Source organism: Humiphilus diazotrophicus (assembly GCF_059726315.1).
The window spans coordinates 3967175-3980611 of record NZ_AP040870.1 but is presented as its reverse complement, the minus strand read 5'-3'; the positions used below and the strand labels follow the sequence as shown (position 1 = coordinate 3980611).

Genomic DNA, 13437 nt, shown 5'->3' with positions numbered 1-13437 from the left:
AGGCTTGCAGGGAAGGGAAGGGCTCATTCGGTCGATTCCAATATCCTCAATTGAGCCGTGCGGGCGAAATGTAATCTTGATTTCAGAGTGGAAGCCGTATCCAGTAGAGGTGAGACATAGTGTAATTGCCATTCTTAAACTCTGCTCGATACCGCGGACAATGCCAGAACATGCTTCGTTAGTCGCTTCACAGGTTAAGAACTGCGATGTGCCCGAAATCATGAAATTGTTGAGAGGCTTATGGGCTGAAGGACTCCTCGTGGATTTGCAATCAATCTGGGCCTCAACAGGTTGTGAGTTAGCGGAAACCGAAGATAAGTTAGAGACGATTGGAATTATAACCTGTGATCGTTCTGGCCCTTTTCGTCGCGCTCTTGAGTCCTATGCCGAACAAATCGCGAGATCGCAACGTCAGGTGCGATTAGTGGTGGTCGATGATTCACGGCAGCCGACCTCTGCCATTCTTAATTGCTCCACATCTCGGGAAGTCGGGGAGAAGACGGGGATTGAAGTGTGCTATTGGAGGAGGCGGGATCGCAACCAACTCATTCGCAGATTGGCGAAGAATGCAAAAGAGAGATCTATACTTGAGTTTGCGCTTCTGGGTGATTCCAGGGAAAACACTGTGGGAGCATCCAGAAATCTGATGGAGTTGCTTACTGCCGGACAGCTGATGTTATGCGCAGATGATGATACTGTTGCCTCAACCTGGTGCTTAGATCCGATAGAGTCTAGTATAGATATGATTGGGCATGGTCATATAATAGATGTTCTACCGATTAATAGCCTAGATGATGTCGTCACAGCAAGATCTACTCCTGGACCCAATATCGTTCTAGAAATCGAAAAGAGCTTAGGGAAAACGGTCTCTCAACTAGCTAACAGTTTATCCATTGACTGGCAACAAGCCTGTGATCACATGATTTTTGGCTCCAATGGGACGCAAACCGCTAACCATGTCTTGCTGGCCTTTCCTGGAATTGCGGGAGATTCCGGATTCGCGTCACCCTTTTCGTCTTTGTTTAGTGAAGGCGTCACCCGAAAATGGATGGCATCAAACGTTGATAACTTCAGGTGCGCATTGAATAGTGCTCAGGTAGTAAGAAGAGTTCAATGTTTGACAATCACCCATCAACCTATCTGTATTGCCACTTGTATAGCAATGGACAATCGGCGAACATTACCACCTTTTCTACCTTTTTGGAGGAATGAAGACGGAATTTTTGGCGCGTTGGTCTCAAAGTGTTCACCGTCCTCTGTCTATTTGCACTATCCGTGGGGGGTTGTTCATGAAGTTCGGGACCGTGTTTATGAAAAGAGATTTTACAGACCAGAATCAATTCGCGCTTCCGATCTGATTATCTCCTTGATTGCTGATGTACAAATGAAACTCCCGTATGAGAACACGAGTACGGCACTCACTATTCTCGGTGAATGTTTCATTGAAATGAGCAACCATCCGAAATATCGGTTTGCCAAGCTCGTAAGGGAGTCTATAGCATCTTACCAAGCAAGACATATTAACTGGATAGAAAGCAAATTGCTCCCTAACTTTGATTACCCAGACGAATGGAGATCCTATCTTGAGGAATTTGTGAACGGAGTCAGGCGGGAAGCTGGGTTCGGCAAAATCCTTCGTATTCTTGAACTAGGGAGTTTGGACGAAATGCTGCCGTGCCTACAAATGAGGCTGAAGCGGTTTGGACAGCTATTGGAAGAGTGGCCTCGGTTCGTGGATACTGCACGGAGTGGCGCGTTTACCTCTGAAATCGGGGATAGGACCTTTCATGACTGAGCTCTGCTGTGACTATCGGGAAACATATCTCCGGCGATCTTTATCGATAGCAGCCCTAAACTATCGACAAGGTGGCGTAGTCCTCTACCATTTCACAAGGCCGGAAAGATCGATCTATGTGAACAAGTATACATATAGATTATTCTTGGCGTTCCCTTCAGATGAATATGTATCGCCCACTGAAGTGCTCGCAAAGAGATACTGTCAGGGTGACTCCGATGAAGAGAAGGATGTGTACTGTTCTGGCAGCGACATTGCATTGCAGAAGCTGATCGGGTTCGGTGCTCTCATATCTCGAGAGACACATCGTGACCTTTATTCCCCATCCATGATTTCGTTTTACTACCACGCTCGTGATATTCCCACCGCAATTGGAGCCAAAGTAGTTGATGCAGCAGGCATAAACTCGAAAACAAAAGTCCTTGATATGGCCACAGGTCCGGGCTCGCTTGCACTTCAACTTGCTAATGCAAGTTCTCGCGTGATAGGTGTGGACGTAAATAACAACTTTCTTCAATACGCACGTATGGTCGCCAAAAAGCGGCACATGCGGGTAAAGTACTGCACCTACGATTGCAACCATCTTGTATTTCATAGGTCGCGCTACGACGTGATAACCATTTCTCAGGGGTTTCATTGGCTTGATTCTGTCATGGCAATACGCGGAATCTGCTCAAGCTTAAATCCAGGTGGCAGCTTCTTTGCTCTTGAGTCCAAGGCTCAGTTAGATGAGACACATCCCTTCTTCAATCTTCTGCACTATGGCCACCTATCTGAAAAGGACGTCTTTGGCAATTGCATCAACCACGCAAAGGGGTACATGCGGTTATTTGACTGCTTCCCTTTCGGAGGAGCGACTTTAACAATTAATGGTGCTTGGATCTTTCGCCGAAGATATAGGTTTGGCATCGAATTTGCACGGTCCTATTTCTTTGAGGAATACATTCGCTCGAATCTAGATACTTCTGCAAGGGACCCGTGGATGGCACTAGAAGAAGCTCTTCTCAATCTCGATCAAGAGAAGAGGGGGGGAATGATGTATTGGATGTTGCTTGAATTCCGAATGAGGAGACCAAGTGAGTGCTCTCCCGTGGTAAGGATGAACATGTCTGAAATAATAGAAATATGATATGACATATATGTGAGATATTACCTATCTCCAGTGCGCTTAAATTTTAAAAGGAGTCGCTGCCTGATTAGCTGTTAAGGGAAATGGCTTTCTTCAGCATATCTCCCAGCGGGTAAATATTTCTATTGAAATAGAAGACATAGAAAATCTCTGGGTTAGAGGGTTCTGTAAAGCGTTGTTGGATCGGGCTACCGATCAGGCGTACATTATCGAGGCCGGGGACAAATAGCTATCCCTTCCGCCGCACAGTCGAGAAAAGCAAGGGCAAGAAGGCGGGTTGAAAACTCGCTCACGCGGGGACTGGATCTTCCGCTACACTTCAGCCCGAATCCTAGTGCCCTCTCTATCCTACGAAAGCTTGTTCTTTTAACCTTCCAAAGATGGACCAAAGATAGTTATCAAACACAACTAAAAACGACAGTCGCGAGGTCACCCTTTTGATAATTGGATCGCAGATCCATGCCAGAATCTGAATACAGCATGGATCCGCGATCGGAGTGTTAAGCCCAGTATGTATCTAATATTACAGACTGGAAATTAGCTGGCTGGGCATGCGCAGCCAGCGACACAGTTTCCATTGGGTGTACAACCGGGATTGGTGGTCGGACAGCTGCCAATGTTAGCACCACATCCGGCGTCCCAGAAGCCCATGGAGAGGAGCGTTGCACTCAGCGGGTCTGAAGTTAGATCTAGTCTGTCATCCAGTTCTATAATTTCGAATGCGCGCTCCGAAAGGATGATATCGTCATTTTTGTCTTGCATGGTTTTCCTCCCAGTACAAAATAAGTTTGCGAATAGGGTGCGGAACTGATGATTGCAATCAGTTCCAGGATGAAGAATTCCTAAAGATGGTTTGAGGATTCGATACTCCCGCAATCCAGTTAGTCCGACATTCATTGTGCATTACAGAGATACTGTGTTGCCCTTAAGCTTTTCTTGTTTCCACATGTTTTGTAATGTCTGGTGAATGTTCTTCTTGGCTGGCGGACAAACTGCTTGATTACCATTAGCTCTTGGTAAGGGACAAGATAAGCCCTGGCAGACAGGAGAATAAAAACATTTTGAACATTTTTTATCAGAACGATGACGCGGAGAAATCCACTTTAGTAGACGAGTGCTATCATACTCGATCGACCCATCCTCAAGGAGTGTACCCACAATATTATTCTCGTTATTATCGAGTACATTTGTACACTTCATAACTTTGCCATCAGAACCAATTGTCAGTGAGTACGGACGGCTAGCGTAGCAAATACTATATCCGTTTGGCCGCAGTTCCAACAATTGACGCTGTGGGGAGAGTCCTATTTTGCTACTATCGCCAAGAAGATTTCCTAATGATTTAGCCCAATCTGCGCCGCTGATACCCTCGAACTCAGAATCGTGGGGTCCACCCCACTTACCGACCGGATAAGGCCTAAGGACGAATCGCGGATCACCCCCTAACTTATCGGAGAGGTATGTATAAAGTTCACGGACGGAATCGTAATTATCGTGGTCAATATTGCTTCTAATATAAACAGTAAATTCATCCGGAAATTCGCGCATCGCAATAATATTCGAGACTATGGTTTCAAAGGTCTCGATTCCATCGCGATGAATCCTGTGTTTGTGATGTTCTTGGGCCATACCATCAACAGTAACCTGGTATTGCTTGACTTGCCAGTCAAGGAGATTTCTTGCCATCTTGGGGCTCAATAGCAGACCATTAGTGGAAATGCCTGCACTATACTGAAAACCTTCTCTTGCAGATGTTTCCAGGAAAATCTCCGACAGCTCGGAGATGACCTCAGTTCCCAATAGTGGCTCACCTCCGAACCAATCTACTTGAAGACGACGGATCGTTTTGGCCCTGTTCATAACCAGACGGACAACACGTCGACGCACTTCTGGTTCCATCAATGTGCGCTTGAATTTTTGTGAGCAGTAACGACAACGAAAATTGCACTCTTCCGTTGTAAGCAAAAGAAGATGGAGCAGATCGGATCGATAATGCAGCAGTCCATGCATCAAGTCTAGAGATGCATCTTCGTCGACTTCATCTTCCACGAGGTAGTGTCTCTTATAGAGATACTCCCCCATCTTGGTAAGAGGACCGGGGATCGTGCTCTTTGCTAATAGAGCCGATGCCAGTTCTGCTCCTGGTTCCGATATCCCACAAGCGCATCCTGTAAGGGTATTAAATACAACGAGGACTTTTTCGTCAGCAATATAGGTATGCGCATTAAAACGAGATGGCTTATAAGTAACTGGGTGATCTATTGATACTGACGTTTCAGGCATGTCTAGCTCCATTATGCATACAGCACATCGTAAGGAAATAATAGGATTGAAGCCTATCTTCATGAGACTTCAACTCCTGCTTTACTGTGCAAGGGTAGTAGCGCGATATGTGGAAAATCTTCATCTTACATACGGCGTTATAACCGCGTCAGTAGGTCTCTAGCAGGTGAATGGCCAAACACGAATCGTAATACCCTGTAAAATCAGGGTCCCATGAATATCGTATTCAAGGAGCTGAGTGCCGAACGTTCGGAAACGAGATTCAATGTTCGAATTCGAACACGTTGTAAATAGAACTGCTAAGCAGGGGAGACTTCTGCTAGGATGGCCCGTTATAGCGGGAGATTATGAAGGCATTGAGGCTTGCATGTTGAGAGCCTGAGCTAAGGTGATCCTGGATGTAGCGCCAGCAAGATCTATTATTCCGAAGGTTGAAATGTCAGCAACTGTGAGGATCGAACGGGGCATAGGAAATAAGCAAGGAAGTCAGAAGATATGATAGGCAAATGGCATGGGATACTGAGTGGGAAATTGAAGGAGGAAGCGGAGGAAGCTATACATGAAATCGCGCGAGCTACAAAATTCCCTCGGGATCATACGTGGTGTTTAGGGTCCGAGAGGACGGCACCCCTTTCGCTCGGAGGTGGGGACGCCGGGTTGGCCTTATTCCAAATGATATATGGAAGGGCGTACTTTGATGATCGTCGAATCAGAAGTGCAGAACAGTATATTTATAGAGCTATTAGTCTATCCCATGCCGAAGATGTATCTGGAACTCTATTCTTAGGGAAAATTGGACTAGTGTGGTTGTTGTCCTACTTGGACGATATCGGATGTTATCGACTGCTTCCCGGGGCTATAGATGCTTTGCGTCTGCAAGATTGCGAGACTATAGAGTGGACCTCACTCTCATTTATAGAAGGGTTAGCCGGGGCAAGTATCGCAATAATTGAGGCCACTCCTAGATTCATAGGAAGAGAATTGCCTGAACTGCTCCTTGATAGAATTAGGAGGTCGGCAATTAGTATCGGGGGAGGAATCGCCTGGGAGATTTCGCCGCACTTAAGCTCTCTCGCTCGCCGTGTGGCTCCGGAAATATCGATTCCTGTATGTTCTACAAATATAGCTTTCGGGACGGCTGGAATAATCGGGGCCCTTTGGGCATTTCATGAAGCTGCGATAGGTAAAGAGTCTTCTTCTGAATTGATGGGCCGAGCTTTTACCTCTCTCCAGACCTATTGCAATCCTTCGCAGGATGTACTTTGTCCTGGTGACAGCATATTCCCAGGTATATTACCTGGATATCTTGGGATAAATACCCCTAGGAACTCAACTGCATGGGCTAGCGGTGATTTAGGCAGTGCTATGGTGATGATGAATATAGCGCAAGGTTTTCGCAATGCAGAATGGCTTGAGCTTGCTTTGACCGTAGCTCGCAGAGAGGCACAAAGGCGCATGCCGAACATTGAAAGAAAGGGTCGAACCGACTGCGGGTTCTACAACGGGCTTGCGGGTCGAGCGCATATATTCAATAGAATGTTCCAATCGACAGGAGATCCTGAATTCGCGGATGCGAGTACATATTGGTATCGGGAATTGCTAAAAGCGAGAAAACCCGGAAGAGGTATCGGGGGATTCGAGAGCGCGCAGTTTTCATTTTTCGGGCTTCTGGATGGCTGTGCGGGAATTGGCTTAACATTGCTGGCTGGTATATCGGATCAGGAACCCACATGGGACAGAATATTCCTCGCATCCGCCAAACGCGCAGATACGGAGTTAATGCAAGCTATATGAGTCAAGGCATGGGTACAGAGCCGATAATAAGTTGTATTATGCCTACTGGGAATAGGCATGACTATGTGCGGCGGTCTTTAGCAATGTTTCATCGACAAGATTATCCCTTTAAGGAAATGATCATAGTGGATGATTCTATTGATATTCTTGACACGTCACAGTGTTCCGAAGATATCCGATATATTCATGTACCTCCAGGAACAAGTATCGGTGAAAAGCGCAATATCGCTTGTGAAGCAGCAGACGGTGAGATTATAGCCCACTGGGATGATGATGATTGGTATGGATCTTCTAGACTTAGTTTGCAGGCAAGGTCGATTTTGGGGAACAGGGCCGATGTTTGCGCGTTTCAGGACTGTGTGTTCCTAGATCTTCGCCGATGGGCATTTTGGCGTTGTGACAGGCCTACTTTTGAACGAATGTTCATTGGTAACGTTCATGGGGGGACGTTGATGTACAAACGATCTCTTTTCAATAGCTCGACTCGATATCCTAATCTTTCGTTGGGAGAGGATGGCCTTTTCCTCTATTTTTGCCATCAGGAAGGTGCTGTTCTCGACGCCATTGAAGATCGAGAGCAGTATATTTATGTTCGGCATTCGAGGGCTACTTGGCAATTTATTTGTGGGCAGTATATGGATCGTAATGGATGGTACAGAGTGTCCGAACCACACCTTCCACCTGAGGACCGGGACTTCCTGCTTCAGAAGTCAAGGGGTAATTAGGTCCGTTTTGAAAGATGGACTGATGCAAGACCGATAGTAAGTAAAGTGCAAGTGCATAATAAGAAAAGATAAGATATGAATCTCCGGTCGCAATTAATGCAAGAATCAAAATGTAGATGGCTGGACGTGGGTTGCGGCGGCTACTTTGAAGACGGCTTTCATTATATGGATGTGTTTGCCAATGGGTTAGTTCCATTGGAAGCTCGCGAGAGGTACTTTCGCCATGACATTAGGATATTGTCAGAAGCTCAGTTTTTGTCTCTGGGCAAATATGATCTGGTAAGAATGCATCACGCTCTCGAACATCTTTCCTATGAAGACGGATTGCTTGCAATTCAGAATTGTGGACGCCTGCTGCAAAAAGGTGGCTATCTGCTCATTACCGTGCCAGATTTGCGTGTTCATATCGCCAGGTATTTAAATAATGATTATAGGCACTGGCCGGGTTATGTCGAATGGGCTAGTGAGAGAATTCCGAAAGATGCCCCCGCTAGTTGTTATTTCTCGATCTTTGCCCATAGCATGTCCTACGAGAGCCATAAGTGGTGCTATGACTTTTTAGGGGTGAAACATCAGCTTAAGCGTGCCGGTTGTTTCGAAGCTATTTCAGAGATCAGTATAAGTGATCCACTGGCTAGTGAGCCATTCACTCACATACGCCCCGAGGAGGAAGTATGTGTTCTCGCAACGAAGTGTGGCGAGTGAGATAGATCCCTGTTGGGTTATTAGTTCGGATGACAGTTGAGGAGATGATAGCTGTGGCCGGGACGATGCCTTTTGACAGACTGATGTGAACCGACATCTATCGCTCGCTAGCACGCTCAATCCTGGATCTCGTCTTGCACCGGTGAGGCGTTGGTTCTTCTTCGACAGCAAGGTCTCATAGTCATAGATCGTGACATGAGCTGGCATAATCTTCGCCTGTGTGATCAGGTAAACACCCTTCCTTCATCCGAAGCTTCGATCCATGGGCTAACAGCTGCGGTAAAACAAGCTTCCCGAAGAACGGAAGAAGCTATTGACAGCCGGTCAACAGCCCGGGAAGCTTATCTGGCAAAATCCCGCGAAAATACCTGCCACTCTTTGGTAGCAGCTGAAACGGCACTAGGGGCCAAAGCCAGCATAGTTTCGCGATGCTCCCTTGCAAGCGGCCATCTCTGCATACCGCTTCGGAACGGCATCTCTGTTCTCCCCTAGATCAGAGTGACTGCTCGGACGTTACCTGCGAAGGAAGTGCTCTCAATCTGCACCAGAAATGGTGCCGTGGAAATAGATCTCCTTTTCAAAGCTGCTGACTGATTTTTAATTCCGTATGCATCCCAACTCCTCGATTTGCTGCAACTTTCCCTGTGCTGCCCCATCTGCACAGGTGATGACGCAACCAACACTCTTTCTCCCACATGGCGGAGGGCCGTGCTTCTTCATGGACTGGACATGGGGCCCGGCAGATACCTGGCACCCATTAGCTGAATTCCTCCGCAATCTGCCCTCGACACTGCCTGAAGTGCCAAAAGCCATCGTGCTTATCTCCGGGCATTGGGAGGAAGGGGCTTTTACGGTCAATGTAGGGGATAAGCCACCGCTTCTCTTCGATTACCATGGCTTCCCCGAACACACATACCGGCTCCAGTACCCTGCCCCTGGAAATCCGGCTCTTGCACAGCAGATCATCGATCTGATTTCGAAAGCCGGACTGCCTGTCTCCAGTACCGAAAATCGCGGATTCGATCATGGAGTATTTGTTCCGCTGAAAGTCGCCTTCCCGGACGCGAATATTCCGATTGTCCAGGTATCGCTCACCCGCACTCTCAATCCTGGATCTCATCTCGCACTCGGTCGGGCGCTGGCACCTCTTCGGCAACAAGGCATCTTGATCATAGGCAGCGGCATGAGCTGGCATAATCTTCGTCTGTATGGCCAGGCAAACACTCTTCCTCTGTCCGAAGTCTTCGATCAATGGCTGACGTCTGCAGTAGAACAAGCTTCTCCGGAGGAGCGGAATAAGCTATTGGCCGCCTGGGCGACAGCCCCGGAAGCTCACGTGGCACATCCTCGTGAAGAACACCTGATTCCTCTTCTAGTAGCAGCCGGAGCGGCACTGGAGGACCAGGGCCAGCGTATTTTTCGCGATACCCCCTTACAGGCGGCTATCTCTGCTTATCGATTCGGATAGACATTCTCTGTTCTCTGCCAGGGCAGAGTAGCTGCTGAGGGACGTGATCTGGCGGGCAAATGCTCTCCTTCTTGCACCAGAAATGGGGCCCTTGAGACGGGTTCCCTTTTCAGAAGGTAGGCTGTCAGCTGCTGGCGGACGTCTAATCCCGTATGCGTCCCAATTTTTTGATTTGCTCCCTTAGGCCGTCCAGATTCTTGCTTTTCTCAAAAAGCCCTCATAAAAGGATGGAATCTTTCTTCTAAAGGCCAAGAAACCCCATGGATTCTTACTTGCTATTCCCCGTCAGCAGGGCACTCCCTGTAAACTGAATCTGCCCGAATTTAGGGACGAGTTCTTTCGTTATGTTCAATTTCAGCTTTCGGAGCAGTCGCAATTCTGGGTGGTGGAGCGAGATTCGGTTGGGTGCCTTTATCGGTATGGGCCACTCACACGCCGAAATCACTTTCCCCTTGCGGAGAGAGCTGGCACGTATCGACCTCGCCCAGGCGGAGTTAGAAAATTGAAACGTGTAAGCCTGCCGGGACTGTTGCCCGGTCCAGTCGGTCCCCGAAAGTTTGGGCCAAGGCCGTCAGTCAAATATAATCGGCTTTTCCTCAAGCAGGACATGAATTTGAGCAGTGAGGGTGTGCCTATTCTTCCCGTTAGCAATTTGTCAGATCAGCACCAGCCGTCGTTCTTGCCGCACCCCAGTTCCATTGGCCGCAGGACTAGACGTTCTACAGGATTAGCCCGTATTTTCTCGCGCGGAATGGTCCTAGCGACACTCGTATTGACTACGGTGATGGCGTTTGCCCAACAGGACACTATTACCTCGATCCGTGTCATCGGGAATCGCCGTATTCCCAAAGAAACGGTACTGGCTCGATTGTTCACGCACGTGAACGATAGTTACGATCCACTATCGGTTGAACGCGATTTCAATTCGTTGTGGAACACGGGCTATTTCGAAAACATCCGTATCGAGCGTGAAGACTCTACCAAGGGAATCATCCTCAATATCTACGTAACGGAGAAGCCTACGATCCGCGAGATCAACTACAAGGGTCTTAATTCCATTACCCAGTCCGACGTGCTGGACCGCTTCAAGAAGGTCAAAGTTGGCCTGACCCAGGAAAGCCAGTACGATCCGACCAAGATCAAGCGCGCCGAGACGGTTCTAAAGGAACTGCTGGCTGAACACGGTCACCAGTTCGCGACGATCCGCACAGATGTAAAGACAATTCCTCCGGCTGCCGTCCAGATTAACTTCAATATTAAAGAAGGCCCGACGGTCAAGGTTGGCAAGATTCAGTTCACCGGGAATCAGCATGTCAGCTCTACGATCCTGCGCCGCTCGATGAGAAATCTGCGCCCGATCGGCATTCCGAACTCGCTGATTCTGGAAAACATCTTTTCGAAGACCTTCGACTCCTCCAAGCTGGAAGAAGATTCCGAGCGAGTTCGCCAGGCTTATCGTGATCGTGGCTATTTCAAGGCTACGTACGAAGAGCCCCAGACCCATCTTCGGAATGAAGGCGGCATCTCCTTTATCACGTTCCGGCCTCGTAAGGGCAAGCGGATGGATATTCGACTCCCCATCGAGGAAGGTGAGCGCTACAAGCTTGCCGGCATTACCTTCACAGGGAATAAGGCAGTCACGAATACCCGCGCTCTCCGCGGAACCTTCGCTTTGAGGGATGGGGAGTTCTTCAATTCGACCAAGGTTGCTAAAGGCCTCGAAAACCTCCGTAAGGCCTACGGACAGCTTGGCTACATCAACATGTCGCCAATTCCCACCCCTGAGTTCGACGAAAAGAACAAGACCATTACCCTGAAGGTCGATATCGACGAAGGCAAGCCTTTCTACGTCTCCCGCATCGAATTCCAGGGCAATACGATCACTCGTGACCGCGTCATTCGCCGCGAACTGCTTTTGGAAGAGGGCAGGGTCTACAACTCCAATCTGTGGGAGATGAGTTTGCAGCGCCTGAACCAGCTCGATTACTTCGAGCCGCTCAAGGTTGACCAGGACTCCGAAACTCACCAGGACACTCAGAACTCAACCGTCGATCTGCTCCTGAAAGTAAAGGAAAAGGGCAAGAACTCGATCGGCCTGAATGGCGGTATGAGCGGTCTTTCTGGCGCTTACCTGGGCTTGAACTACCAGACCAACAACTTCCTGGGTTTGGGTGAAACGCTCAGCGTTCAGGCAAATGTGGGCAGCATGTCCCGCCAGTTCCTTTTCGGCTTCACTGAGCCATATGTCAAGAACCGGCCGCTCCACTTGGGATTCCAGCTGTTTAACAACAAGTCGGATTACAACTCCGCCAAGAACCTCTCAGGACTCAGCGGGGTGACGGAAAATCTCACGGCAGCTGCAAGATCGCTGATCCAGAACTATAACCAGTCAGCTACCGGATTCAACGTTTCCGCCAGCTATCCGATTCGCCATACCTTCGGCCAGTTGGGCATGACGTACGCCTGGAATCGCGCGACGATTACGACCTTCAGTAACGCCTCTCAGACGTTGTTCCAGACGTTGGCTTTCCGTAGCGGAATTTCAACGCAGAACGCACTGGAAGGAATCCTGACCAGTTCGTTGTCCCTGAGCTACTCCTACAATCGTCTGGACTCGATTTACCGGCCTAGGAACGGACGTTCACTCTCCGCCCTGATGCAGGTTGCCGGTATCTGGGGAAATGTCCGCTACATCAATCCTCTGGTCGAATACAAGCAGTTCATGCCAATGAAGGGCTTGCACATCAACCAGGAGGGACGGAATGTTTTGGGCATCCGGCTCCAGGCCATGTACATTCAGGGATTTGGCGGCGATGTAGCCCCGCCAATGAACCGCTTCTTTACCGGTGGCGAATCTGACCTTCGTGGTTTCGATGTGCGTACCGCAACCCCGTACGCTTACATTCCAACCCGAGTCAGCCTGACCTTGACGAATCCGGACGGCTCCGCCGTTCCGAAGGATCCGCAGCACCCGCAGACCGGAAACATTCAAATTCCGGTTCCGGTGTACGGAATCGTCTCTGTCGGTGGCGATACTTCGTTCACCAACAACATCGAATACCGTATCCCGATTGCAGGACCGGTCACCTTCGCTCTCTTCAACGACTTCGGAATGGACGTTGTAGCAAGAGAGTCCCAGTTGAAGCAGAGCGTCGAGGGAGCGGCTCTATTGAATTCGCCTCTCTACGGTTGCCCGGTTTACAACAACGGGGCATGCCAGGGTGGAGTCCAGGTCCAATTCAACAGGCTGATCCGTCCGATCGATAAAACGAACGTAGTGCCTCGTATGTCCACAGGTGCCGAGCTGCAGGTAATTCTGCCGATCGTGAATGCACCTTTCCGGCTCTATTACGCCTTCAACTCCATGCGCCTGCAACATGAGGTCCCGGGACAAACTCTTATCACCCGCTCCATGTTCCCGGCCGGAGGAGCTGGCGATTACACCTATCAGGAAGCGATTCAGGGATATGGCTCCTACTACAAATTCAACGAGCCCAGGAAGACTTTCCGCCTGACCGTTTCTACAACCTTCTAGTTA

The 13437-nt window shown here is 48.9% G+C and carries 9 protein-coding genes; 7 read left to right on the top strand and 2 right to left on the bottom strand.

Annotated elements, in window-relative coordinates; all coding sequences use genetic code 11:
- Window positions 1-160: 160 nt before the first annotated feature.
- Both AC6I7T_RS16990 and AC6I7T_RS16985 read left to right on the top strand, forming a co-directional pair.
- A complete protein-coding gene (locus tag AC6I7T_RS16990; protein ID WP_497788538.1) occupies window positions 161-1795 on the top strand; it encodes a hypothetical protein in 1635 nt (544 codons plus the stop codon).
- Between the two features lie 232 nt (window positions 1796-2027).
- Window positions 2028-2924 (top strand): class I SAM-dependent methyltransferase, encoded by an 897-nt coding sequence (locus AC6I7T_RS16985; protein WP_497788537.1) that lies wholly within the window; start codon window positions 2028-2030, stop codon window positions 2922-2924.
- Between the two features lie 537 nt (window positions 2925-3461).
- Here AC6I7T_RS16985 and AC6I7T_RS16980 read toward each other — a convergent pair.
- Window positions 3462-3686 carry a hypothetical protein gene (locus AC6I7T_RS16980; RefSeq protein ID WP_497788536.1) on the bottom strand — a complete coding sequence of 75 codons (225 nt, stop codon included), beginning with the start codon at window positions 3684-3686 and terminating at the stop codon, window positions 3462-3464.
- Window positions 3687-3827: 141 nt separating this feature from the next.
- Window positions 3828-5207: a radical SAM protein gene (locus AC6I7T_RS16975; protein WP_497788535.1), complete on the bottom strand. Its 1380-nt coding sequence runs from the start codon at window positions 5205-5207 to the stop codon at window positions 3828-3830.
- 495 nt (window positions 5208-5702) lie between these two features.
- Here AC6I7T_RS16975 and AC6I7T_RS16970 point away from each other — a divergent pair, with 495 nt between their 5' ends.
- From AC6I7T_RS16970 to bamA, 5 genes are all read left to right on the top strand, one after another.
- Window positions 5703-7001 (top strand): lanthionine synthetase LanC family protein, encoded by a 1299-nt coding sequence (locus AC6I7T_RS16970; protein ID WP_497788534.1) that lies wholly within the window; start codon window positions 5703-5705, stop codon window positions 6999-7001.
- Window positions 6938-7726 (top strand): glycosyltransferase family 2 protein, encoded by a 789-nt coding sequence (locus AC6I7T_RS16965; protein ID WP_497788532.1) that lies wholly within the window; start codon window positions 6938-6940, stop codon window positions 7724-7726. The genes AC6I7T_RS16970 and AC6I7T_RS16965 overlap by 64 nt, the downstream gene beginning before the upstream one ends.
- A gap of 75 nt (window positions 7727-7801) precedes the next feature.
- On the top strand, window positions 7802-8431 hold the full coding sequence (locus AC6I7T_RS16960) for a methyltransferase domain-containing protein (RefSeq protein ID WP_497788531.1): 630 nt from the start codon (window positions 7802-7804) through the stop codon (window positions 8429-8431).
- Window positions 8432-9038: 607 nt separating this feature from the next.
- Window positions 9039-9899, top strand: a complete 861-nt coding sequence (locus AC6I7T_RS16955; protein ID WP_497788530.1) for a DODA-type extradiol aromatic ring-opening family dioxygenase — start codon at window positions 9039-9041, stop codon at window positions 9897-9899.
- A gap of 502 nt (window positions 9900-10401) precedes the next feature.
- On the top strand, window positions 10402-13434 hold the full coding sequence (gene bamA / locus AC6I7T_RS16950) for an outer membrane protein assembly factor BamA (protein WP_497788528.1): 3033 nt from the start codon (window positions 10402-10404) through the stop codon (window positions 13432-13434).
- Window positions 13435-13437: the final 3 nt, after the last annotated feature.

What these genes read in the sequence shown, in the direction of transcription:
- AC6I7T_RS16990 (WP_497788538.1), top strand. Translation starts at nt 161, where the DNA reads ATGCCAGAACATGCTTCGTTAGTCGCTTCACAGGTTAAGAACTGCGAT.
- AC6I7T_RS16980 (WP_497788536.1), bottom strand. Translation starts at nt 3,686, where the DNA reads ATGCAAGACAAAAATGACGATATCATCCTTTCGGAGCGCGCATTCGAA.
- AC6I7T_RS16975 (WP_497788535.1), bottom strand. Translation starts at nt 5,207, where the DNA reads ATGCCTGAAACGTCAGTATCAATAGATCACCCAGTTACTTATAAGCCA.
- AC6I7T_RS16970 (WP_497788534.1), top strand. Translation starts at nt 5,703, where the DNA reads ATGATAGGCAAATGGCATGGGATACTGAGTGGGAAATTGAAGGAGGAA.
- AC6I7T_RS16965 (WP_497788532.1), top strand. Translation starts at nt 6,938, where the DNA reads ATGGGACAGAATATTCCTCGCATCCGCCAAACGCGCAGATACGGAGTT.
- AC6I7T_RS16960 (WP_497788531.1), top strand. Translation starts at nt 7,802, where the DNA reads ATGAATCTCCGGTCGCAATTAATGCAAGAATCAAAATGTAGATGGCTG.
- AC6I7T_RS16955 (WP_497788530.1), top strand. Translation starts at nt 9,039, where the DNA reads ATGCATCCCAACTCCTCGATTTGCTGCAACTTTCCCTGTGCTGCCCCA.